This window comes from Curtobacterium sp. MCBD17_034, assembly GCF_003234515.1.
Taxonomy (GTDB): domain Bacteria; phylum Actinomycetota; class Actinomycetes; order Actinomycetales; family Microbacteriaceae; genus Curtobacterium.
Genome location: NZ_QKTN01000009.1, coordinates 1 through 23424 on the forward strand (window position 1 = coordinate 1; position 23424 = coordinate 23424).

Below are 23424 nucleotides of genomic sequence, written 5' to 3' on the forward strand. Positions count from 1 at the left end.
TCTGTGTATCAGAGCCACCCCACGATCAGACCCCCACCACTCCGACCCCTCCCGCGTCCGTCGACACCGAGCCGACCCGGCACCGGTCGCTCCTCGCCGACCTCACGCCGCTGCGCCGGTCCCCCGCGTTCGCCCGCCTCTGGGTCGGGAGCTCCGTCGCGGGCATCGGGACCCAGATGACGACCGTGGCCGTCGGCCTCGAGGTGTACGACATCACCCGGTCGACGTTCGCGGTCTCGCTCGTCGGGGTCATCTCGCTCGTGCCGATGATCGCGGCCGGGCTGTACGGCGGCATGCTCGCCGACGCGTTCGACCGCCGCGCCGTCGCCCTCGCGAGCGCGGTCCTCGCCTGGGTGTCCACCGCCCTCATCGCCACGCACGCCTGGCTCGGCCTCGAGAACGTGGCGCTGCTGTACGTGCTCGCGACGGTGAACGCGGTCGCCGGGACGGTGATCGGGGCCTCCCGCTCCGCGATCATCCCGCGGCTCATCGGCACCGACCTGCTGCCGGCCGCCGGAGCGCTCAGCGGCATCGGGACGGGATTCGCCGTCACGGTGGGGCCCGCCGTCGCCGGCGTGCTCGTGGCCGCCGTCGGGTACGCGCCCACCTACACGATCGACGTCGTCCTCTTCAGCTTCGCGTTCACGGGGATCATCACGCTGCCGCGCATGGCGCCGGAGCACGACGCACAGCGCCCGGGGCTCGGGTCGCTCGTCGAGGGTGCACGGTTCCTCCGGCGCTCCCCGACGATCACGATGACGTTCGTGCTCGACATCATCGCGATGACGTTCGGCCAACCCCGCGTCCTGTTCCCCGCGATCGGGGCGCTCGTCATCGGCGGCGGCTCGATCACGGTCGGCGTGCTCACGGCCGCGTACGCCGTGGGGGCACTCGTGTCGAGCGTGTTCTCCGGCCCGCTCGGACACGTCCGACGCCAGGGTGAGGCGGTGGGTTGGGCGATCACGGTCTACGGGGCCTCGATCGCCGTGTTCGGCATCGTGATCGCGGCCGCCCACGCGCTCGGCGGCCGCGCCCACGTCGGGTTCGGCATCGGGATCCTGCCGGCGCTCGTGCTCGCGTCCGCGGCGCTCCTGGTGTCCGGTGGCGCGGACAACGTGAGCAGCGTGTTCCGCGGGACGATCCTCCAGGCCGCCGCACCGGACGGCATGCGCGGCCGACTGCAGGGCATCTTCGTCGTCGTGGTGACCGGCGGTCCCCGGATCGGCGACCTGTACGCGGGCCTCGTCGTGGCCGTCGGCATCGCGGTCCCGCCGATCGTCGGCGGCGTCGTGATCATCGGACTCGTGGCGCTCCTGCTGCGCCTCGTTCCCTCGTTCCGGCGGTACGACGCCCTCCGCCCCGCGGACGGCTAGCGTGGGCGGCATGCAGGACGCCGACTCGCGTGCCCTCAAGCGCACCGGGTTCCGGGCGGTCGTCCGGCGGACGACCCACCAGGTCATCCGGCACCGGGTCGTCGACGCCGCTGCCTCGCTCACGTTCTTCGCCACGCTGACGGCGTTCCCCACGGCCCTGACCGTCGTGTCGGCCGTGTCGATCCTCGACCGCTCCGGTGACACGATCACCGACATCATCCAGATCCTCGGCGCCATCATCCGCCCGGAGACCGCGCGACACCTCGAGACGCCGCTCCGGCAGCTCACCGCGCTCGACAGCCCGGAGCTCGCGTTGGCCATCGGCCTCCTCCTGACCCTGTGGTCGCTGTCCGGGTACGCGACCGCGTTCGGCCGCGCGATGAACACGGCCTACGAGGTCGAGGAGGGGCGACGGATCTGGAAGTTCCGCAGCATGATGCTGCTCGTCACGATGCTCATCATGGTCGGGGGCGCCGTGGCGATCACGATCCTGCTCGGCACCCCGACGGCGGTCGCCACGGTTGTGCACCGGATGGGGTGGCCGGCCTGGCTCGAGGGCCTGTGGGACGTCGGCAAGTGGCCCGTCCTCCTCGCGACCCTCGTCGTCATGGTCGGGGTGCTGTACTACGCGACGCCGAACGTCCGGGCACCACACCTGCGGTGGGTCTCGGCCGGAGCCGGGTTCGCGATCGGCACCTGGGCCCTCGCGACCCTCGGGTTCGTCGTGTACGTCAAGACGATCGGGTCCATCAACCACGCGTACGGCTGGCTCGGCGGAGCGATCCTGCTGCTCGTCTACCTCTACATCTCGAACTTCGTGCTCGTGGTCGGGGGCGAGCTCGACTCGGAGATCATCCGGATGCGGCAGCTGTTCGCCGGCGTCGAGGCGGACGCCACGATCCGCCTCCCCCTCCGCGATGTGCGCCGCAACTTCGCGCTGGCACGGTGGCACGACCACGACGTCGCGACCGCGCGGCAGGTGCGCCTGGCCGCCGCGGAGCTGCCCGAGCCCGATCCCGAGACCGAACGTGAGGAACAGCGTCTGCGCGATCTCGCGAACCAGGTCCGCGTGCGCGCCGACGAGCGGCCGCTGCCGACGGACTGACGGCCGGGAGGCCCGACCCGCGCCCGCTCCGTCGGTCTCGTGACCGGGCCGACGGGGCTACTGGTGGAACTGCGGGACGATCAGGTACACCCCGTACAGCACCGTGGCCGCGCAGACCGCGAAGCACAGCACCGCCGCCGCACGCGCCGACCGCGCGCGGCCGTCGCGCCCGGTGACCCACAGACGGAGTCCGAGCCCGTACACCGAGGTGACGAAGCACGCGGAGATCAGCGCGACGAGCACGACGAGCAAGAAGCCTCCCCAGTCGATCATCGACGGCCTCCTCTCCGTGCGGCCATCCGGCGCAGGGTCTTCTCGCGGCTCAACGCCACCCGGCGGGCCGCGACCTCCTCCGCACGCTTCCGGCGCTGCAGGTCGCGGCGCTGCTTGCGCGTGAGGACCGAGTTCGCGGCGACGTCGACCTCGATCGCTGCGGCCTGCTCGACCGGGTTCCGCCGCGACCACAGGAACAGCCCGGCGATGATCACGGCCCCGAGCACGGCGTCGACGACGAGCCCGGCCGTGCCGATGCGGGCGATCGCCGACGCCACCGCGCCGACGGCTGCCGAGGCGGGCAACGTGATGAACCACGCGATGACGATCTTGCCCGCCGTCGACCACTGGATCTTCGACCCGCGGCGACCGAGCCCCGCACCGATGATCGATCCCGAGGACACCTGCGTCGTCGACAGGGCGAAGCCCACGTGGCTCGACGCGAGGATCGTCGCGGCGGTCGAGGCCTCGGCGGCGAAGCCCTGCGTCGCGCGGATGTCCGTGAGCCCGCTGCCGAGCGTCCGGATGATGCGCCAACCGCCCGTGTACGTGCCGAGCGCGATCGCCATGGCGCAGGCCACGATCACCCAGAGTTCCGGGCCCGACCCGCTGCGCTGGAACCCGCCCGCGATGAGCGTGAGCGTGATGACGCCCATGGTCTTCTGGGCGTCGTTCGTGCCGTGGGCGAGCGACACCATGGACGAGGTGAAGATCTGCCCGATGCGGAAGCCGCCGCGTTCGTTCGGCGCGCCCTTGCGCCGCGTGACCGTGTAGGCGATGCGGGTCGCCAGGAACGCGACCACCGATGCGATGACCGGCGAGAGGACGGCCGGGATGATCACCACCGTGAGGAGCGAGGCGTAGTTCACCGAGCCGAAGCCCGCGCCGACGATGGCCGCGCCGATGAGGCCACCGAACAGCGCGTGGCTGGACGAGGACGGCAGGCCCCGGAGCCAGGTGATCATGTTCCAGGTCACGGCACCGATGAGCCCCGCGAAGATCATCGCCGGGGTGATCGCGACGCCACCCGGCCCCTCGTTGATGAGGCCGTGCGAGATCGATGTCGCCACCTCGGTGCTGAGGAACGCCCCGACGAGGTTGAGCACCGCCGCGACGGACACCGCGACCGTCGGCTTCATCGCGCCGGTCGCGATCGGGGTCGCCATCGCGTTGGCGGTGTCGTGAAAACCGTTCGTGAAGTCGAAGAAGAGGGCCAACGCGATGACCAGGACGACTATGAGTGTGAGATCCACCGCCGACGAGTCTCCCAGTTCCGGGCACCGCGGGGCAACCTGATGTCCAGCCCCCGTCCACCGGCGTCCACTCTGTGGGCGAGCACCGCCCGTCCTCGTCCGCTGTCGTCGCGCTCAGGGCCCGTCCAGCCCGCACCAGGCGGTCTCTGAGAAGATGGACAGGCCGACGACGAGAGGACTCCCGCCCGATGGACATCGCCGAACTGCTCGTGGTCCTCGTGGTGTCCCTCGCGCTCACCGCGTTCGCCCGCGCCAAGGGCCTGCCCGCGCCGCTCCTCGTCACCGCCGCCGCGCTCGCCGCCTCGTTCGTCCCCGGGCTGCCGCACATCGAGATCGACTCCGACGTCATCCTGACCGTGGTGCTGCCGCCGCTGCTGTACTCCGCGGCGCTCGACGTGACGTGGCAGAGCTTCCGGCAGTCGCTCCGGCAGATCCGTCGGCTCGGGATCGTGCTCGTGATCGTGACCGCGATCGTCGTCGGCGCCGTCGCCTACCTGCTCGTACCGGACATGACCCTGCCCGCCGCGATCCTCGTCGGCGCGATCGTCGCCCCGCCCGACGCCGTGTCGGCCGCGGCGATCGGCCGGAAGCTCGGGCTCCCCCGCCGCGTGATGACCGTGCTGTCGGGCGAGAGCCTCATCAACGACGCGGCGTCCCTGACCCTCGTCCGCGTCTTCACGCTCATCATCGCGGGCGAGTCGCTGACCCTGTGGGAGGACGCCGGGATCTTCGCCCTGGCGATCGTCGTGGGACTCGTGGTCGGCGGGGTCCTCGGCGTGCTCGTGCACTGGCTCCGGATGCGGCTGGGCGACCCGGTGATCGCGACCATCATGAGCATCCTGCTCCCGTTCGTGGCCTACATCCTCGCCGAGGAACTCGGCGGCTCAGGCGTGATCGCGGTCGTCACGGCCGGCCTGTACATCGGGTACAACTCGCCGAAGGAGGGCTACGAGACCCGTCTCCAGGAGCGCCCACTGTGGACGAGCGCCGACGTCATCCTCGAGGGCTTCGTGTTCGCGCTCATCGGGCTGCAGCTCAACACGGTCGTGCACGAGACGCTCGCCAGCCACCGCAGCCTGCTCGAGAGCGTCGGGGTGGCCTTCGTGGTGCTCGGCGTCGTCGTGCTCGTCCGTCCCGCGTTCGTGTTCCTGTCGTACTGGCGGCGCCGCGTGAACGGGCGCTGGCTCCGACCGCTCGTCGTCCGCGCGACCCGGGGCAGGCCGCGCCTCCGGTGGCTCCGCGGCGCGGCCGAACCACGGATGACCTGGCAGGAGCTCACGGTGATCTCGTGGACGGGGATGCGCGGCGTGGTCACCCTGGCCGCCGCCGTCGCCGTCGTGTCCTCGCCGACGCACATCCCCGCGCAGGACACCATCTTCCTCATCGCGTTCGTCGTCACCGTGGGGACCCTCCTGCTGCAGGGGCTCACCCTGCCGATCGTCATCCGCCGTCTGCACGTCCACGACCCGGGCGAGCACGAGCGCGACACCGCGGCCGAGCTCCTGTTGTCCCACCGCACGACCGAGGCGGCGATCGACCTGATCCGCGAGCGGCAGGACGTCTGGGCGGAGCGGTACGGACGGGAGGCCGTGGACGCGACCGTGGGCCGGCTGCGGCGGCGCTTGGAGCGGCAGGCCGAGGACTTCCAGCACGACGCCGAGGACGAGCGCCTCGACGCCCGCGAGGCCCCGTCCCGGCTCACCGCCGCCGAGGTCCAGGCGGTCCGGCGCGAGCTCCTCGCCCGCCGGCGCGAGGTCGTGCTGCGCGAGCGCGAGCACGGCGCCCTGGACGAAGAGGTCATGCGCCGCGTCCTCATCAGCCTGGACGCCGAGGAGCTCGCGATGGACTCGTCCCAGGCGGGCCGCAGTCGGTCCTGACCGCGCGGCCCGCACCTCCCGGCCATGTGGGCTCGAAGCGGCGGCGGCGTACCCTGGAAGCCTTCGTCCGAAGCCCAGAGAGGTGGCCCAGCCCGCGTGAGCACACCGCGCAACAACGACGTCCCGGACCGTGCCGGAGTGCACCGCAGCACACCGACGGCCCGCACCACGAGGCCGGCGACCCGGGGATCGTCGCCGCGTCGGGGTACCCGCATCGCCGGGCGTGGACGGACCGTGACCCGTGCGCCCGAGCCCCAGCACATCAGTCGCTACCGCCGCTGGTACGGAACCCTCCACCCCTCGCTGCAACTCATCGGCCTGCAGCTCTGGATGCCCCTGTTCTTCATCGTCGGGTTCTGCCTGTGCTACATCGCGGCGTTCCACGCACCCCATCCGCACGACGTCCCGATCGCGCTGGTCGGGTCGGACCCGGCACTCGTCGCGGCCGTGCACAAGGCCCTGCCCGGCGAGTACGTGTTCCACACGGTCGACTCGCTCACCCGCGCGAAGCACGACGTGGTCAGCGGACTCATGGCGGTCGCCTACGACCCGTCGTCGAACACGGTGTTCAAGGCGAGCGCGCACCAGTTCCAGGTGGCGAGCCTCGTCCCCGCGACCCTGTCGTCGGTGATCACGGCCGGTGGGGGTCCGGCACCGACGATCACCGAACTCGCCCCGTTGCCACGCTGGGACGAGTACGGCACCGTCGCCATGTACGTCATGCTCGCGTGGTGCATCGGCGGGTACATGGTGGCGATGTTCATCGGCATCATGGGCGGCCCGCTGCGCCACCGCACGCGCGTCGCGGTCATCGTGGTGGGCGGGATCGTCATCTCCCTCATCACGAACACCCTGGCCGGCCCGGTCGTCGGCGCCATCCACGGACACTTCGCCGCGCTCGTGCTCATCGCCTGGGGCTGGATCGTCGCCATCGGACTGACCGTGAACGGCCTGAGCTACTTCGCCGGGCGGTTCATCGCCGCACCCGCCATGATCTGTTTCGTCTTCCTGTCGATGCCGTCGTCGGGTGGCGCCTACCCGAAGTGGTTCATGCCGGAGCCGTTCGCCTGGCTGAACCACGTCGTGGTGGGCTCGAGCATGGTCGAGATGATCAAGCACACGGTGTACGGGGTCGGACCCTCGTACGAGCGCGGGCTGGTCACGATGGCCTCCTACGCCGCGGCCGGGATCGTGCTCATGGTCGTCGGCAAGATGTGGTGGGAGCACCGCCGCATCCGGATGATCGTCACCGGTCGCACGACGATGTTCGGGGACGCGCAGGCCGCGAACCGCGATTTCCTGGGCCAGCAGCGCGACGAGGAACTCGCGCGGCACGGACTCCAGTCGACCGAGACGGGCACGTTGACCACCATCCGCCCCGGCCGAGGCGACGGTGACGACCACCACGACGCGGGGTTCCAGGACGCCCGGATGACGGGCGACGTCTTCACGGGCGGGCTCGAGGGCCTCGAGGGCACCGCCGCACCCCGCACCGGCGCCGTCGCGATCAGTCGACCGCCGCACGGACGCCGGACCCGGTGAACCCGGACACCGTGGCACAGTCCTCGCCGAAGGTGAACCGCGCACGGACGCTCCCGCCGCGCAGGACCCCCGGCAGCCAGTAGCGGGCGTCGTCCCACATGGCGTCGTAGGGCACGGCGTCGACGGGGACCCAGCCCGGTTCGAGCTCGTCGCCACCGCGCGGCTCGCCGTCCCACCGCTCGGCGACGAACACGTCCGAGACCTGACTCCACGACGGCCGGAACGGGAACCGGTAGTCGAGCGTCCCCCGCGGCTCGAGGTCCTCGGCACGGACCTCGAGCCCGACCTCCTCCGCGACCTCACGCACCGCGGCCGAGCGGGCGTCCTCGCCGGGCTCGAGCTTGCCGCCGGGGCCGACGAGCCGTCCGACCCCGAGCCCCCGCCGCTTCCGTCCGAGCAGGACCTCGACCCCGGCGGGCCCGGATCGGAGCAGGTAGACGACACACACCCGCGGGTGCTGGTCCTTCGACGCGACGTGCGGCACGCTCCGAGTCTGCCCGAGCACGCCGGGGAGCGCGGCGTCGATGTCCCCGAAGGCGTGGCGTAGGCTCGCTCCATGGCAGCGCAGGTACGGGCACACCGTGGCTGAGTCCCGGAACGCGGGGCGGAGCCTCGAGGTGCTCCGTGCCGAGGCGGCGGAGGAGATCGCCGTCATCGTCGAACACCGCTGTCGCCAGGGTGACGACCCGTGGGAGTTCATGCACCTGATCCCGACGGTCGACGAGCAGGTCGTGCTCATCCTCCGCGCCGAGGCCATCGAGGTCGACTCCCGCATCGAGCACCGTGCCGGCGGACGCACCCAGCACCCGTCGTCGGGGTCGGGTACGGTGCACGGCGAGGAGTACCACCGCCTCCGGCGCATCGCGCTCGCGCACCCGGAGCTGTCGAGCGCGGTCTGGAAGCTCATGGGCGCGATCCCCGAGGGCCGCTGACCCGGTCCGACGCATCCGCGGACACCCGCGGACCAGGCCCGGGGACCGGCAGCGGATGCGCTTGACTGACCGCATGACCGAAACCGTCCTCGCGATCCTGAACCGTCCCTCCCAGCACGCCGAGGCGCACGACCCGGGCGCCGACGCGTTCACCTTCGAGGGTCCGATCGAGCCGCACGTCCAGGTGCTCGACCTCGGCTTGGTCCGCGGTGACGGCGTGTTCGAGACCCTCAACGTCACGGACGGTCGACCGCAGGCACTCGAGGCACACCTCGACCGTCTCGCCCGCTCGGCCGCGATGCTCGACCTGCCCGCACCCGACCTCGACGTCTGGCGCCGCGCGGTCGAGGCCGTCGTCGCGGAGCTCGATCCGGTCCGCGAGGCCTACTGCAAGACCGTGATGTCCCGCGGCGTCGAGGGCGACGGCCGACCGACGGGCTACGTGTACGCGGCCCCGGCCGAGGAGTACACCATGCCCCGCGAGCAGGGCATCGCCGTCGTCACGCTCGACCGCGGGTACCGCCACGACGTCGCCCGCACGAGTCCCTGGCTGCTCCAGGGCGCCAAGACCCTGTCGTACGCCGTGAACATGGCCGCCCTGCGTGAGGCGGCTCGCCGCGGGGCCGACGACGCCCTGTTCGTCTCGACCGACGGCTACGTCCTCGAGGGCCCGCGCTCGACGCTCCTGCTCCGACGGGGCGGAGACCTCGTCACGCCCCGGACCGACATCGGCATCCTCGCGGGGACGACGCAGGCGGACGTCTTCGCCTTCGCCGAGGACCGCGGGATCGCGACCTCGTACGAGCTCGTGACGCTCGACGACCTCCGTGCCGCCGACGCACTGTGGCTCGTGTCGAGCTCCCGGCTCGCTGCCCCGATCCGTTCCGTCAACGGCGACGTGCGCGACATGGACCTCGAGCTCACCGCCGCGATGAACACGTTCCTGCTCGACCGCACCGCGTAGGCGCCGGACGCCGTGACCCGGCGGACGGCCGGGAGGCCCGAGCCGCGCCCGGCACGGCGGTCGCGATCCGGGCCTCCCGACCGGCGCCACGGCGGGCGGCCGGGGGTCAGAACCGCGGCACGGTCACCCCGCGGTGCGCCTCCGCGTCCCACGTGTAGACCTCGGCGCCGTCGATGAAGACGCGGAGCGCCCGCGAGGTCGCGTCGAGCGGGTCGCCCGACCAGAGCACGAGGTCGGCGTCGTAGCCGGGTGTGATCTGACCCACGCGGTCGCCGAAGCCGAGGAACGTCGCCGGGTTCGTCGTCAGCGCCTCGAGCGCCGTCTGCCGGGGCAGGCCCTCCTTGACCGCCATCGTCGCCTGCAGCACGAGCATGTTGATCGGCACGACGGGCGCGTCCGTCGTGATCGCGACCCGCACCCCGGCCGCCGCGATCTCGGCGAGGTTCGTGATCGCGCGGTCCCGGAGCTCCACCTTCGAGCGACTCGTGAACAGCGGGCCGTACACGACGGGGATGTCCTTCTCGGCGAGGAGACCCGCGAGCTTGTGCCCCTCGGTGCCGTGGTTGACGACGAGCCGGTAACCGAACTCCTCGGACAGGCGGATCGCGGTGGCGATGTCGTCGTGGCGGTGCGTGTGCTGGTCCCAGGCGAGCTCCCCGTCGAGGACGCGCGCGAGGGTCTCCTTGGTGAGGTCGCGTTCGAACGGCTCGCCCTTCCCCGCGGCGGCCGCACGGGCGGTGCGGTAGTGGTCGGCGGCGACGAAGGCCTCGCGGATCACCTTCGCGACCCCGAGGCGGGTCGACGGCGTCTGGTCCTTCGCCCCGTAGACGCGCTTCGGGTTCTCGCCGAGCGCGCTCTTGACGCTGACACTGTCCGAGATGAGCTGCTCGTCGATCGTCCGGCCGCCCCAGCTCTTGATCGCGACGGTCTGGCCACCGATGGGGTTGCCCGAGCCGGGCTTGACCACGATCGCGGTGACGCCGCCGGACAGCGCGTCCCGGAAGCCCTCGTCGTCGATGTCGATCGCGTCGATCGCGCGGACGGCGGCCATGTTCGGGCCGGTCATCTCGTTCGTGTCGTTGCCCGCGACGCCGTTGGCCTCCTCGTGGATGCCGACGTGGCCGTGCGCCTCGACGAAGCCCGGCACGAGCCACGTGCCCGCCGCGTCGACGACCGGCAGTCCCTCGGGCACGGCGACGTCCGGGCCCGCCGCGGTGATGCGTCCGTCCTCGACGACGACCGCGCCGCCGTCGAACTCGTCCCCGACGACGGGGACGACGTGGGCACCGGTGATGACGAAGGATCGTTTGCTCATGCGGACCACGCTACCGACCGGCGGATGCGGTCCCGGTCACCAACACCGGGCCTCCCGGACCGTCCAGGTGCACCGCCGGAGCGCGTCCTAGGCTGGGCCGGTGAGCTCCGACGCGTCCTCGACCACCCCTCCCATCGCCGCGAAGCACCCGGTCACCCGGACCCACCACGGGGTCCGGTTCGTGGACGACTACGAGTGGCTCCGTGACAAGGAGTCACCGGAGACGCTCACGTACCTCGAAGCCGAGAACGCGTACACCGATGCGGCGACCGCGCACCTCGCCCCGCTGCGCGACCGGCTGTTCGACGAGATCCGTGCCCGGGTGCAGGAGACCGACCTCAGCGTGCCGGTGCGGATGGGCCGGTTCTGGTACTTCACGCGCACGAGCGAGGGCAGCCAGTACGGCGTCCACTGCCGCGCGCCGATCACCGACGAGGACGACTGGACCCCGCCCGAGGTCGAGGCGGGCGCCGAGGTGCCGGGCGAGCAGGTGGTGCTCGACGGCAACCTGCTCGCCGCGGGGCACGACTTCTTCGCGCTCGGCACGTACGACGTCAGCGACGACGGCGAGCGCCTGGTCTACGGCATCGACACGGCCGGCGACGAGCGGTACACGCTGCACGTGCGCGACCTCACGAGCGGTGAGGACCTGCCGGACGTCATCGAGGGCACGGGGGCCGGTGCCGCGTTCGACCCGTCGGGCCGGTACGTGTTCTACCCCACCGTCGACGAGTCGTGGCGTCCGGACACCATCTGGCGGCACGAGGTCGGCGGGACCGGCGAGGACGTCGCCGTGTTCCAGGAGCCCGACGACCGCTACTGGGTCGGCGTCGGCGTGACCCGGTCGTCGCAGTACATCGTGATCGAGCTCGGCTCGAAGATCACGTCCGAGGTCCACCTGCTCGACGCGGCGGACCCGACGGGCGAGTTCCACGTCGTCTGGCCGCGTCGCGAGGGCGTCGAGTACGACGTCGAGCACGCGGTCGTCGGCGGGAGTGACCGGCTGCTCGTCCTGCACAACGACGGCGCCGAGAACTTCGAGCTCGTCGACGTGCCCGCGGACGACCCGACGTCGACGAGCGACCACCGCGTGGTCATCGCGCACGACCCGGAGCGCCGCATCGAGTCGGTGGACGCGTTCGCCCACCACCTCGCGGTCGAGTACCGGTCCGAGGCGCTCCCCCGCGTCGCGATCGTGCCGATCGAGGGCGACGGGTACGGCGACGCGCACGAGGTCCCGTTCGACGAGGAGCTGTTCTCGGCGGGCTTCGGCGGCAACCCCGAGTGGGACCAGCCCACCCTGCGCCTGACGTTCACGTCGTTCGTGACCCCGTCGACGGTCGGCGACCTCGACCTCGCGTCGGGCGCGATCACGGTGCGGAAGCGCCAGCCGGTGCTCGGCGGCTACCGCTCCGAGGACTACGTGCAGGAACGCCAGTGGGCGACCGCACCGGACGGCACGCGCGTGCCCGTCTCGCTCGTGTGGCGCCGCGACGCGGTGCCGGCCGGGAGGCCCGCTCCCGTCCACCTGTACGGCTACGGCTCCTACGAGCACAGCATCGACCCCGGTTTCAGCGTCATGCGGCTGTCGCTGCTCGACCGCGGCGTCGTGTTCGCGGTCGCGCACGTCCGCGGCGGCGGCGAGATGGGCCGGCACTGGTACGAGCAGGGCAAGACCCTGACCAAGAAGAACACGTTCACCGACTTCGTGGCGGTCGCCGACCACCTGATCGCGACCGGCCGCACCACGCCGGACCGCATCGTCGCCGAAGGCGGCAGCGCCGGCGGGCTGCTCATGGGCGCCGTCGCGAACATCGCACCGGACCGGTTCGCGGGGATCCTGGCGGCGGTCCCGTTCGTCGACGCGCTGACGAGCATCCTCGACCCGGACCTGCCGCTCACGGTGATCGAGTGGGACGAGTGGGGCGATCCCCTGCACGACCCCGAGGTCTACCGGTACATGAGCGAGTACACGCCGTACGAGAACGTCCGCGACGACGTCACCTACCCGCGGATCCTGGCGGTCACGTCGATCAACGACACCCGGGTCCTGTACGTCGAGCCCGCCAAGTGGACGGCGCGCCTGCGCGAGGTCGGTGCGCCGGTGCTGCTCAAGACCGAGATGGCGGCGGGACACGGCGGCGTGAGCGGGCGCTACGACTCCTGGCGCGAGCGGGCCTTCGAGCTGGCGTGGCTGCTCGACGTGCTCGGTCTCGCCGAGGCCGAACCGCGGTCCTGACGGCGCGATCCCCGCCCCCCGAGATCGCAGTCGTTGCCGTTCCGGGAGCGTCCTGAGCGGCAACGACTGCGATCTCGCGGGAGAGGGTGACGGGCTGGGTCAGACGCGCGAGAGGGCCTGCACCGCGTCGTCGTAGGACTCCTCGGCACGACGCACGCGGTCGCCCGCGAGCACGCCGTAGCCGAAGGTGTCCTCCCCCGCGCGCGTCGCGATGCCGGCGACGTGTCGGAGCTCCTCGAGCGCGTGCAGGGACTGCGCCCGCTCGGTGAGGACGTCCGCCGCGACGGTGATCCGGCGGCCGAGTGCGTGCGGGAAGGCCTCGTCCCCGAGGACGTCCATCGCGATCCGCATCCGCATCGTGGCCAGCCACGCGCGTTCGGTCGCCTCGCGGTCGCCGGTCTCGTCCGCCGGGTCGTCACCGACCGCGGCGCGCACGAGCTCGCGCACGACGGGCTTCTCGGCGGCCGTGACGTCCTGCGCCACCCGCTTCGGGGTCCGGAGCGCCCAGGCGGTCGGCTCGGGTCGCTCCACGGCGTCGTCGAGCAGGTCGAGCAGGTCGAGGTACTCCGGCGTGTGCAGGAACCGGAGGGTGTCGCGCACCGCCTCGTCGCGACGCTCACGGGTCGCCGCGAGGAGCCGTTCGCGCGCCAGGGTGTCGACGAGTGCGTCCTGCGCCGGCGTCCCGGCCCGGTGGAGGTCGCCGACGAGGTACTCGGCCGACGCCGCACGGCTCACGACATCGGCGAGCGTCTCCGCGGCGGCCACCGCGCGATCGGTGAGGTCCGCGTCGGCGAAGGCGGCGCGATAGGCGCCGAGCACCGCCGCCAGGCCGAGCGACGTGGTGGCCAGTCCGCGGAGGTCGGCGGTGTCGCCGGACCGGAGCCGGGCCTCCCGGCGGGCGAGCGACGAGCGCAGTCGCGCGACGCGCTTGCGGAGGACGCGCGCGGCGGAGCCCTTGGCCGGCTTGTCCGTGGTGCGGAGGCGCGGGGCGTCGACGCCCGCGAGGCCACGGGCGAGCTTCGAGGAGACGGCCGCCGGCTGCGCACCACGCTCGGCGAACCGCGCGTCGAGGCCGTCGAACAGCGTCTGCGCCACCTGCTCGTCGACGCCCTCGACCGCCTCGACCTCGACCTCGCGCCACGTCCGCGGCCCGGTCGGCGCGTCGGGGTCGAGCCGGAAGGCGCTGACGCGGTCGTCCGCGAGCTCGGCGACCTGGTCGCCGTCCTCGTCCAGGAGGCGCGTCACGGCCCGTTCCGTCCGGATCCGCACCACGGGGCGCAGCGCCCGCCCCCGGCGCTCGGCGAACAGCGCCGCGAGCACCGCGTCGGGCACGGTGTCGGTGTCCTCGGTGAGCGGGAAGTGCTGCTCGTGCCGGACCGTGTCCGAGGCCGCGCGTTTGATGTGCCAGCCGGCGTCGGGGCCTCCCGTGCGGCGGCGGACCGTCACGTGTGCGGCCACCAGGTCGAAGCGCTCGGTGTCCCAGTACGTGGCATCGAGCTCGAACGGCTCCTGCCGCTCGGTGCGGAGGATCCCGCCGACCCCGATCAGGTCCGGCAACTCGGCCTCCGGGGCCAGGTCGTAGGTGCGTTCGATCTCGAGGTGCGTGTCGCTCACACGTCCTTGTCTACCAGCCCGCCGCCGGTGGCCCGAGCGTCGTCGAGACGCCCGGCGAGGACGGCCGCCGCGATGCTCCCGATCGGTGGACGGCGCGGCGGTGGAACAGCGCCGTGGTGAGCGCCCCGAACGCCAGGCCGGCGCGGGGCAGGTCGAGGTCGGCGGCGTCGCGGAGGTCCGCGTGCCACTGCTCCATGCGGACCGGTCGGTGGTCGGCGGGCGAGAGTGCGACGGCGAGGTCGACGACCGCTCGCGCGAGCGGGTGCGGCGCGGTCGACGCGCCCTCGGCGCCGTGTCGAGCCGCCGACGATCGGGGGCCGATCACGGGGTCACCGTCCGGCCGGGCGCGGTGCGCCGTGACGGTCGCGCGGCGGCGCGTGCCCGGTGCTCGTCGGCGGACGCGACGAGGTCGCGGGCGGCGACCCGGCCCTCCCCCGTGAACGCGTAGCGGCGGCGACGCGGACCGGATCGGTCGGGGTCGTCATCCCATGACCCGGTGATCCAGCCCTGGCGCTCGAGCCGCTCGAGGATCGGGTAGACCGTGCCGGACGGGCGCCCCGTGGTCTTGATGAGCACGAGGCCCCAGAGTGGCTCCTCCTGGGCGAGCAGGGCCTGGAGGACGTCGAGCGTCGGTGCGGTGACGCGCTGGAGTGGTTCCATGGACCGAACCTACCTATGTGGAATAGGTATGTCGACCGGTCCTGCGATCCGGCGGGCCGACCGGGAGGGCCGGGGCGGCGTCCGGCAGGAATACCCGCGCAGGCACGCCGGTTACCGTCGGCATCATGAGTGACACGATCTCGAAGGACGCGTTCGTCCCCGCCGCCGGCACCGTCACGATGTTCACGACCGGCTGGTGCGGCTACTGCAAGCGACTGAAGACCCAGATGGACCGCGCCGGTGTCACGTACACCGAGGTCAACATCGAGGAGACCCCCGGCACGGCCGAGCTCGTGGCCGCGGTGAACGGCGGGAACCAGACCGTCCCGACCCTCGTGTTCCCGGACGGCTCGACGGCGACGAACCCCTCGCTGGCCGAGGTGCAGTCCCGCATCTGAGCACCGCCCTCGTCGGCGGCCGCGCGTGGACGCGGACGCCGCGGCGACGCGACCTGATCCACCCGCACGGGAACGGCCCCGGAGACCAGTGGTCTCCGGGGCCGTTCGCGCGCCGGGCGCGTCGACCGCGAGCGGCCGGCGACGGGGTCAGCGCCCCTCGAGCGCGTCCGTGAGCATGGCCGCCATCGCGTCGAGCTGGATGTCGCCCGAGTCGACGAGCTCCTCGTCCGAGCCGTCGAGCGCCCGCGCGGCGAGCCCGGCCTTGCTGTCGATGAGCTCGGCGATCTTCGTGTCGATCGTCTGGGCCGCGATGATCCGCCACGCCGTGACGGGCTCCTCTTGTCCGATGCGGTGCACGCGGTCGATCGCCTGCGTCTGCTCGGCGCTCGTCCACGACAGCTCCGCGAGGACGACGTTCGACGCGACCTGCAGGTTGAGGCCGACGCCGGCCGCGGTGAGCGAGCAGACGATCACCGCCACGTCCGGGTCGTTGACGAAGGCGTCGATCTCGGCCGTGCGCTGCGCCGTCGACTGCTCGCCGCGGACGGTCGCGGTCCGCAGCCCACGGCGGGCGAAGACCTCTTCCGCCTGGTCCATGACGTCGAGGTGCTTGGCGAAGAACACGACCTTGCCGACGTTCGACGCGAGCTGCGCGGCGTAGTCCGCCGCGAGCTGGGCCTTGGCGCGACCGATGCGGCGGACCATCGAGAACACGTTCTCGCCGGTCGTCGTGGCGTCCTGGTCCTCGAGCTCCCACCGCGCGACCTGGCGGACGAGCTTGTGGTCGATGCCCTCGACCGGGGCCTGGCCGGTGCGGGCGGCGAGCGCCTGGTGGTAGCGGGCGACGAGCTTCGCGGTGAGCTCGCGCTCGGCGTCGCGGATGGACCGGCCGACCTCGTCGTCGAGTTCGACGGGGATGTCGGCGATCCGGCGCGCGGGGATGTCCGCCGCGACGTCCACCTTGCGGCGTCGGACGATGCCCATCTCGATGACGGCGCGACGGGCCTCCACGAAGAAGCCGGGCTCGGCCGGGGTCAGCCCGATGTCCTCGAGCGCGTTCATGAGCTCAGCGCGGGGCTTCTTGTCGTCGATCCAGCCGAGGAACTGCCAGATCGTCCGGAAGTCCTCGACGCTGTTGATGAGCGGCGTGCCCGTGAGCGCCATGAGGAGCGGGCGGGCGATGCGCTCGCGGATCCGCTCGGCGAGCTGCAGCACGAACCGGGAGCGCTGCGATTCCTTGTTCTTGATGAAGTGCGCCTCGTCGACCACCATGCCCCGGAATCCGAGCGCGCCGAGCCAGCCGACGTGCCGGTCGAGGATCTCGTAGTTGACGACGATGACGTCGGCGAAGCCGTCCATGTCCTCGCCGTCCCCGTGCAGCACCGTGACGGAGCGGTTCGGCACCCACCGCTGGGCCTCGCGCATCCAGTTCGTCTTGACGACGTTCGGGACCACGACGAGGAGCGGGAACGCGTTCGCGGCGTCCGCGGCGAGGAGTGACTGCGCCGTCTTGCCGAGGCCGGGCTCGTCGGCGAGCAGGAACGTGCGGTGCCCCTGCGCCGCGGATGCGACCAGTTCCGCCTGGTGCTTCATGAGCTCGGCGCCGGCCGGGGTCCGGAGGGTCGTGGGCTCCGGGAGCGGCATCGACGCCACACCCCCGCCCGCGCCGTACTCGAACGACTTGAACAGCGGGCCGAACAGCTCCCAGTTCGCGAGGCGCCGCGGGTGCGCGACGGGGGCCTCGGCGAGCGAGAAGTCCGGCGGGAGGAACGGGTTCGCCAGCTGCCGGGCGACGACCTGCTGGGGCACGACGGCCCGCTCCGGGGCCTCGAGCGGCGAGGTCGGCTCGGCCGCGATGACGAGCTCCTCGGGCGCGAGCTCCATGCCCGCGGCGATCATCATGTCCCGCTTGACGGTCCGCGTGGACTCGGTGACGGGGGCGTCCTCGGCGAGGAGCTGGATGACGCTCGTGTCGCGGGCCGCCGTCTTGGCGAGGATGGTGGCGACCCCGTCGAGCCGCTTGAGCTGCTCGGCGCGCTGCGCGTCGGTCAGGTCGGCGTCCGCCTTGACGCGGGCGCGTTCCTCGCGCATGAGCTGCGCGACGGCCTGGAACTTCGTGCGGTTCGAGGGCCGGAGCGCCCCGCGCTGCGCCGCCGCCTCGACCTCGCGCACGGCGCGGGCGAGGACGGGGATGAGCCCTTCGTTGTCGACGGGTCGCGTCCGACGGGGTGCGGACCGCACGCCGCCGGCCGCTCGCCTGATGCCTGATCGAGCCAACGCTCCTCCTGTCTCCCGATCCGACGGGAGTCCCCGGCGGTGTCCGCCGGTACGTCTCGTGGCGGACCGCGCGCGGCCGCCGTTCCGGACACCCGGGCGACACGACCGGACCTGGCCCGGGGCGAGCCTGTTCGACGCGCCGGGCCGGTACCGATCAGGAGACCGGGTGGGTGCCCTCCATGAACTGTCACACGCTCGCGACGCCGCACGGATGTCGGGTCGCCGCCGTCGCGTCCCGACTCCGGGGGGCCGGGACACGTGACCGCCCCCGGGAACCGGGTGGGCCGCCCCCGGAATCGGGACGGCGTGCGGCGCACGGCGCGTGCGTGGACAGTCTAGTGCACCGCGCCTCCCCGGCACCATGTGGGAGGCCCGGGAGGCCCCGGCTCAGGACCCGAGACCAGGTGCGGACCGCGGTCGCAGACCGGGCGCGGGGGCGGGCAGCGTCGCCGCCGGTGGGGTGAGCGCGGCACGCGTGGCGGCGAGGAGCTGCTCGGCCGTCGCGATCCCGTTCGCCGACCCGGTGGTCGCCTGGCCACCCGCGTGGGCGAGGAGCTGCGAGCCGATGGCGGGTCCGATGCGGCCGGCCCCCTCCGGGTTGCGTCGCACCCAGTCCCGCGCGATCGCGTCGGCGAGCCGTTCCGCGGCGGCACCCCGGTCGGCGTCCCCGCGCGACCGGTGCCAGAGGCCCGTGACCACGAGGTGTGCGACGACGGCGCCGACGTCCCGGACCGGGTGCCCCCACCCGGCGGTGTCGATGTCGAGCAGGCCGGAGATCCGCCACGGCTCATGCTCGTCGACGAAGATCTGCTCGAGGTGCAGGTCACCGTGCACCACCTGACGGTCGGACGTCGACCACCCGATCGAGCGCCGCCCGATCGCGTCGTACAGTCGGTCGATCTCCTCGGCCTCCCCCGGCAGCGCGGACACGAGTGTGCGCCGGTGCCAGTCTGCGTGGTCCATCGCGTCCGCACGCGCCTGCTGCGTCAGCCGGACCGTGGCGATCCGGCCGGTCAGTGCGGCGAGCGACGCGATGAACCGGGGATCGTCCGCGATCTCGAGGATGCGACTGCCCGCGGGGACGCCTCGGACGCGCTCGAGCACGAGCAGACCGTCACCGCGGGACGACAGCACGCGCGGCACCGGGAGTCCGGCCGCCACGAACTGCTCGTGCGTCCGGACGATCGGGGTGACGCGGTGTGGTCGCACGACCTTGAGGAACACCGTGCCCTGGGGCGAGTCGACGCGGACCACCGCGCGTTTGCCGGGTCGGTACGCCGCGACCGTGAGCGTCGGTGCGGTGACCGGCATGCCCGCGGCGGTCAACAGCTCCGCCACCGCGTCCCGGTAGGTCACGTGCGGCAACACCGGGAGGCCCGGGTCGTTCGGGTAGGCCCACACCGACACGGCGTCGCCGGTCACGGGGTCGAGCACGACGGCGGAGTGCTGGTCGTGGCCGCCGCCCGTGTCGACGTAGGTGAGCACCGTCGCCCGTGCCCCGGCGGCGTCGACGGTGTCGACCTCGTAGCCGTACAGGTAGCCGTTGCCCGACGGCTCGACCGAGTGTGCGCGCGCGGACAGCACCGTCGTCCCCGAACCGGCGAACGCCTCGGGGAGCACGCGATCATGGTCGGGCCACACGCGCCCAGTCAACCGTGTCCCGCATCGATACGCCGGGAGCGGCGCTCGGTAGCCTCGGACCGTGAACCCCGTCGCGCGTCTCCGTCAGGCGACGCGGACGCCGTTCCTGCAGGTCGTCAAGACCGCGGTCGCCACGATCGCCGCCTGGGTGCTCTGCACGGCGCTGCTCGACTCGGAGTACCCGATCTTCGCCGCGATCGCCGCGCTGCTCGTCGTGCAGCCGAGCGTCAACCAGTCGTTCGTCCGCGGCCTGGAACGCAGCGCCGGAGTGGTGCTCGGCGTGCTGCTCGCCACCGCGCTCCACCTGCTGCTCGGTGACAACACGTGGATCGTGCTGCTCGTGATCGTCCTGGCGATCCTCCTGGCGTGGACGCTCCGGCTCACGCCCGGTTCGTCGACGCAGATCCCGATCAGCGCGATGCTCGTCCTGTCGACCGGCGCGACCACGCCGCACTACGCCGTCGACCGGATCATCGAGACCGTCATCGGCGCCCTCGTCGCCCTCGCCGTGAACGCGCTCATCGTGCCGCCCGTGCTGCTCCAGCCCGCGCACCTGGCGGTCGCCCGTCTCGCGCGGGACACCGCATCGGCGTTCGAGCGCATCGCCGTGGGACTCACCGAGGGCCGGGACCGCACCGGGTGGGAGGCCGACCTCGTCACCGCGCGGACGCTGCGGCAGGCGCAGGCCCGCTCCGACGCCGCGCTGGCCGCCGCGCGGGAGAGCCTGACGATGAACCCGCGCGGCGGGCGCCACCGGACGATCCTCGAGCGCGACATGGAGATCGCCGGGCACCTCGCCGTGATCGTCACCCGCGTGATCGGGATGACCCGGGCGATCCGGGACAACGTCGCGCCCGACCTCGTCGAGGACCGCGCGATCGGCCGCATCGCCACCGAGGTCGCACGGATCGCCGCCGAGGTCCGGGCCTTCGCCGCTGCCGATCAGCGGCCGATCGCCGAGGATCCCGCCTCGCCGACGCTGACCGCCCCGGTCGTCGTGCTCCGGCCGAACGAGGACCACTGGATCCTCATCGGGTCGTTGCTCGAGGACATCCGCCGCGTGCGCGAGGAACTCCTCGGCGAGGGGGCCTGACCCGACGACGCGCCGGCCCGGTCAGCGCAGCGGGTCCGCGCACCGCTCCGAGCAGGTCGCCGTCGCGGTCGCCGCGGCGAGCGTCGTGCGGATGAGCTCGTCCCACGCGTCCCCGACGGCCGCGTCGGCCACCGGGTCGCTGTGATGGCGCGCCGCCGCCCGGATCTCCGCGAGCGCCGCGACCGCGTCGGCGCGCCCCGCTCGGCCCGCGACGTCCGGGAGGCCCGCCCGCAGGTCCGCGAGCGCCCGCGCCCGGTGCGGCGCCGCGAGTTCCTGGAGCCCCGTCATCACCCGCCACGCCGCACGCAGTTCGAGTCGTAATCGGCGCACCGCCGGGTGGAGGGCCTCCCCCCACCCGTCGTCCACGAGTCGGTCGCCGGCGAACCGGTCGTCGACACGCTCGTCCTCCGTCGGCCCCACCGACGCTTCGTCCCCCGTCACCACGGCCCCCGTCTCCTGCTCCCCCGTCGCACCCCGGGGTGCGGCGCCGACGGCGCCGAGCGCACGTCGTCGCCGCAGCGTAGCAACGTGCGGACGCTGCGTGCGCGATGTGTGCCCGAGGATGTGCCGACCGGTCGCCCGACGATGCGCGGAGTGGACGTGGCGGACGCGGATCGGGCCTCCCGGCCGTCCACCGGCGCGGCGGCCCGCACCGACGCTGTGACGAGATTCAGCGACACCACGGGGAACGCCGCACGCCCCGCAGCGCGGAGTGCCACGATGGCCCGAGGAGGTCAGGACATGCGGCTGCTGGTGGTGGAGGACGACGACGAGATGCGCGCGCTCCTCGAACGGGGACTCGCGGCCGAGGGCTACCGGGTCACCGCCGTCGAGAACGGCGTGGAGGCGCTCATCGCGCTCGGCGAGCAGGCGTACGACCTCGCCGTGGTCGACGTCATGATGCCCGGCATGTCCGGCTTCGAGCTGAGCCGCCGCATCCGCGAGCGCGAGGACCCGATGCGGATCCTCCTCGTCACCGCGCGGGACGCCGTCGACGACCGCGTGTACGGCCTCGACTCCGGTGCCGACGACTACCTCACGAAGCCGTTCGCGTTCGCCGAGCTCACCGCGCGCCTGCGGGCCCTCGGCCGGCGCGAGGCGGCTGGTGCACCTCGGACCATCGAGGTCGCCGACGTCGCCATCGACTCCGAGGCACGACGCGTCGTCGTGCAGGGCCAACGCGTGGCGATGAGCCCGACCGAGTTCGCGCTCCTCCGGCTGCTCGCCCGCTCCGCCGGGAGCGTGGTGGACCGGCCCAAGATCCTCGAGGAGGTCTGGGACGGCAGCCAGCACGTCGACCCGAACGTCGTCGAGCAGTACATCTCGTACCTCCGCAAGAAGCTCTCCGCGCACGACGCGTCGGTCGCCATCACGACCGTGCGCGGTCGCGGGTACCGCCTCGACAGCGTCGGGGCCTGAACCGGTCCTCCCCGCCGTGTTCCGGCCGCTCCGTCTGCTGTCGCTCCGCGCACGGATCACCATCGGCAGCACCGCGATCGCGGCCATCGTCATCGTCCTGCTCGTCGTCGTCGTCCGGCTCCAGGTGATCTCCGTCGTCGCGAGCGCCACCACGACCCTGCTCGTCGCCGACGCGGACCCCTACATCGCCGCGCTCGAGGTCGACAGCTCGCCCGACCTCGGGAGTCCCGGCAACGGTCAGCTGGTCGCCGTCGTGTCGCCGACCGGGCAGCTCGAGTTGACGACGATGCCACGGAGCTTCGAACACGAGATCCGATCCCTGTCCACCGCGAGCGCCCGGACCTCGTCGATCACCGTCGACCGCTCGGAGTACCGCGTCGTCGTCGAGCACGTCACGAACGACGCCGGCCGGTGGACGGTCGTCGCCGCCCGCAACGCGCAGTCCGAGCGCATCGTCGTGGACGACCTCACCGAGACGCTCGGCGTGCTCGGGCTCGTGATCCTCGTGGCGTTCGGGATCGCGTCGTGGATCCTGGCGACCGTGGCGCTCCGGCCCGTCGCCCAGATGCGCCGCGAGGCCGAACGGCTCCGGGGCACAACCGACCGGGCCGAGCTCCCCGTCGGTCCCGCGCAGGACGAGCTGTCCTCGCTCGCGACGACGCTCAACGCGTTCCTCGCCCGGACCCGGCAGGCCACGGAACGGGAACGGCAGATGGTCTCGGACGCGAGCCACGAACTCCGGACGCCGCTGGCGATCCTGACGACGCAGCTCGACCTCGCGTCGCTCGACACCGGCGACGCCGACGCGCTCGCGGGACACATCGACCGCGCCAAGCAGAACGTCGCGCGGCTGTCCCGGCTCGCGAACGACCTGCTCACGCTGTCCCGCGTCGAGGAGACCGAGGCCCAGGCCGACGAGGTGGCGCGCACGACGAGCTGGACGGACCTCGGCGACGAGGTCATGTCCGCCGTCGACCGCGTCCGGCTCATCGCGGGTGCCAAGGACATCACCGTCGACTTCGAGCTCGAACCCCCGATCGCCGTCGGCGGGTCCGGGCCGGGCATCGGCGGCGGCACCGTCGAACCGCGCTACCGGCTCGACACGAGCGGCATGGCGCAGCTCGTCACGAACATCGCGGGCAACGCCGTCGCCGCGCTCGAACCCGGGGGCGGCATCGTCGTCACCTGGCGTGCGGAGGCAGGGCAGGGCGTGCTCCAGGTCACCGACGACGGGCCAGGCGTCCCGGACGCGTTCGTCCCCGTCGCGTTCGACCGCTTCACCCGCCCCGACGCCGCCCGACGGTCCGTGCATCCCTCGCCCGGCGGCTCGGGCCTCGGACTCGCGATCGTCCGCGCCATCGCCGAGCGCGCAGGAGGCACGGCGAGCCTCCGCAACGTCCGGTCCGGCGGCCTCGAGGTGACGGTGCGGGTCCCCGCGGTCTGACCCCG

Annotated in this window: 21 protein-coding genes; 11 read left to right on the forward strand and 10 right to left on the reverse strand. The window is 72.7% G+C overall.

The genetic code is table 11. The features are described 5' to 3' along the window. Both DEI92_RS13635 and DEI92_RS13640 read left to right on the forward strand, forming a co-directional pair. Positions 1 to 1373: MFS transporter (locus DEI92_RS13635; RefSeq protein WP_375342545.1), on the forward strand; the 1373-nt coding region annotated here is incomplete at its 5' end. Between the two features lie 10 nt (positions 1374 to 1383). After that, complete coding sequence (locus tag DEI92_RS13640; protein WP_146244097.1) at positions 1384 to 2478, forward strand: YihY/virulence factor BrkB family protein; 1095 nt, start codon at positions 1384 to 1386, stop codon at positions 2476 to 2478. Between the two features lie 57 nt (positions 2479 to 2535). Here the strand turns inward: DEI92_RS13640 and DEI92_RS13645 are convergent, their stop codons facing one another. Then, positions 2536 to 2751: a hypothetical protein gene (locus DEI92_RS13645; protein WP_111011076.1), complete on the reverse strand. Its 216-nt coding sequence runs from the start codon at positions 2749 to 2751 to the stop codon at positions 2536 to 2538. Beyond that, positions 2748 to 4004 carry an inorganic phosphate transporter gene (locus DEI92_RS13650; RefSeq protein ID WP_111013887.1) on the reverse strand — a complete coding sequence of 419 codons (1257 nt, stop codon included), beginning with the start codon at positions 4002 to 4004 and terminating at the stop codon, positions 2748 to 2750. Before DEI92_RS13650 ends, DEI92_RS13645 begins: the two co-directional genes overlap by 4 nt. A gap of 188 nt (positions 4005 to 4192) precedes the next feature. Between DEI92_RS13650 and DEI92_RS13655 the strand changes: the two genes are divergently transcribed. Together DEI92_RS13655 and DEI92_RS13660 are read left to right on the forward strand one after the other, a co-directional pair. After that, on the forward strand, positions 4193 to 5881 hold the full coding sequence (locus DEI92_RS13655; protein ID WP_111013888.1) for a sodium:proton antiporter: 1689 nt from the start codon (positions 4193 to 4195) through the stop codon (positions 5879 to 5881). A gap of 234 nt (positions 5882 to 6115) precedes the next feature. Continuing rightward, positions 6116 to 7423, forward strand: a complete 1308-nt coding sequence (locus DEI92_RS13660; RefSeq protein WP_146244913.1) for an ABC transporter permease — start codon at positions 6116 to 6118, stop codon at positions 7421 to 7423. Here the strand turns inward: DEI92_RS13660 and DEI92_RS13665 are convergent. After that, the gene (locus tag DEI92_RS13665) at positions 7389 to 7907 is read right to left on the reverse strand and encodes an 8-oxo-dGTP diphosphatase (RefSeq protein ID WP_181434915.1); all 519 of its coding nucleotides are present in this window, start codon (positions 7905 to 7907) and stop codon (positions 7389 to 7391) included. The genes DEI92_RS13660 and DEI92_RS13665 overlap by 35 nt on opposite strands. Before the next feature lie 97 nt (positions 7908 to 8004). Between DEI92_RS13665 and DEI92_RS13670 the strand changes: the two genes are divergently transcribed. Together DEI92_RS13670 and DEI92_RS13675 are read left to right on the forward strand one after the other, a co-directional pair. Next, positions 8005 to 8355 carry a tryptophan synthase subunit alpha gene (locus DEI92_RS13670; RefSeq protein ID WP_111013891.1) on the forward strand — a complete coding sequence of 117 codons (351 nt, stop codon included), beginning with the start codon at positions 8005 to 8007 and terminating at the stop codon, positions 8353 to 8355. A gap of 73 nt (positions 8356 to 8428) precedes the next feature. After that, positions 8429 to 9319, forward strand: a complete 891-nt coding sequence (locus DEI92_RS13675) for an aminodeoxychorismate lyase (RefSeq protein WP_111013892.1) — start codon at positions 8429 to 8431, stop codon at positions 9317 to 9319. 106 nt (positions 9320 to 9425) lie between these two features. Here the strand turns inward: DEI92_RS13675 and DEI92_RS13680 are convergent, their stop codons facing one another. Then, a complete protein-coding gene (locus DEI92_RS13680; RefSeq protein WP_111011070.1) occupies positions 9426 to 10634 on the reverse strand; it encodes an amidohydrolase in 1209 nt (402 codons plus the stop codon). 100 nt (positions 10635 to 10734) lie between these two features. Between DEI92_RS13680 and DEI92_RS13685 the strand changes: the two genes are divergently transcribed. After that, complete coding sequence (locus tag DEI92_RS13685) at positions 10735 to 12873, forward strand: S9 family peptidase (RefSeq protein WP_111013893.1); 2139 nt, start codon at positions 10735 to 10737, stop codon at positions 12871 to 12873. Between the two features lie 99 nt (positions 12874 to 12972). On the opposite strand, the gene DEI92_RS13690 is transcribed toward DEI92_RS13685, so the two are convergent. From DEI92_RS13690 to DEI92_RS13700, 3 genes are read right to left on the reverse strand one after another with little or no spacing between them, the layout of a single operon-like run. Then, a complete protein-coding gene (locus DEI92_RS13690; RefSeq protein WP_111013894.1) occupies positions 12973 to 14487 on the reverse strand; it encodes a CYTH domain-containing protein in 1515 nt (504 codons plus the stop codon). Positions 14488 to 14497: 10 nt separating this feature from the next. Continuing rightward, on the reverse strand, positions 14498 to 14812 hold the full coding sequence (locus tag DEI92_RS13695) for a hypothetical protein (protein ID WP_111013895.1): 315 nt from the start codon (positions 14810 to 14812) through the stop codon (positions 14498 to 14500). Beyond that, the gene (locus DEI92_RS13700; RefSeq protein WP_111011067.1) at positions 14809 to 15147 is read right to left on the reverse strand and encodes a PadR family transcriptional regulator; all 339 of its coding nucleotides are present in this window, start codon (positions 15145 to 15147) and stop codon (positions 14809 to 14811) included. Before DEI92_RS13700 ends, DEI92_RS13695 begins: the two co-directional genes overlap by 4 nt. A gap of 125 nt (positions 15148 to 15272) precedes the next feature. Here DEI92_RS13700 and DEI92_RS13705 point away from each other — a divergent pair, with 125 nt between their 5' ends. Next, complete coding sequence (locus DEI92_RS13705; protein WP_111011066.1) at positions 15273 to 15545, forward strand: mycoredoxin; 273 nt, start codon at positions 15273 to 15275, stop codon at positions 15543 to 15545. Between the two features lie 147 nt (positions 15546 to 15692). On the opposite strand, the gene DEI92_RS13710 is transcribed toward DEI92_RS13705, so the two are convergent. Next, a complete protein-coding gene (locus tag DEI92_RS13710; protein WP_111013896.1) occupies positions 15693 to 17822 on the reverse strand; it encodes a DEAD/DEAH box helicase in 2130 nt (709 codons plus the stop codon). Positions 17823 to 18209: 387 nt separating this feature from the next. Next, positions 18210 to 19442 carry a phosphotransferase enzyme family protein gene (locus DEI92_RS13715; protein ID WP_111013897.1) on the reverse strand — a complete coding sequence of 411 codons (1233 nt, stop codon included), beginning with the start codon at positions 19440 to 19442 and terminating at the stop codon, positions 18210 to 18212. An 82-nt stretch (positions 19443 to 19524) separates the two neighbouring features. On the opposite strand from DEI92_RS13715, the gene DEI92_RS13720 reads away from it, so the two are divergent. After that, positions 19525 to 20556, forward strand: a complete 1032-nt coding sequence (locus DEI92_RS13720) for an aromatic acid exporter family protein (protein WP_111013898.1) — start codon at positions 19525 to 19527, stop codon at positions 20554 to 20556. 21 nt (positions 20557 to 20577) lie between these two features. On the opposite strand, the gene DEI92_RS13725 is transcribed toward DEI92_RS13720, so the two are convergent. Continuing rightward, complete coding sequence (locus DEI92_RS13725) at positions 20578 to 20997, reverse strand: hypothetical protein (RefSeq protein ID WP_146249159.1); 420 nt, start codon at positions 20995 to 20997, stop codon at positions 20578 to 20580. 300 nt (positions 20998 to 21297) lie between these two features. Here DEI92_RS13725 and DEI92_RS13730 point away from each other — a divergent pair, with 300 nt between their 5' ends. Together DEI92_RS13730 and DEI92_RS13735 are read left to right on the forward strand one after the other, a co-directional pair. Then, positions 21298 to 21975 (forward strand): response regulator transcription factor, encoded by a 678-nt coding sequence (locus DEI92_RS13730; RefSeq protein WP_111013936.1) that lies wholly within the window; start codon positions 21298 to 21300, stop codon positions 21973 to 21975. A 16-nt stretch (positions 21976 to 21991) separates the two neighbouring features. Then, on the forward strand, positions 21992 to 23419 hold the full coding sequence (locus DEI92_RS13735) for a cell wall metabolism sensor histidine kinase WalK (protein ID WP_111011060.1): 1428 nt from the start codon (positions 21992 to 21994) through the stop codon (positions 23417 to 23419). Positions 23420 to 23424 lie beyond the last annotated feature (5 nt).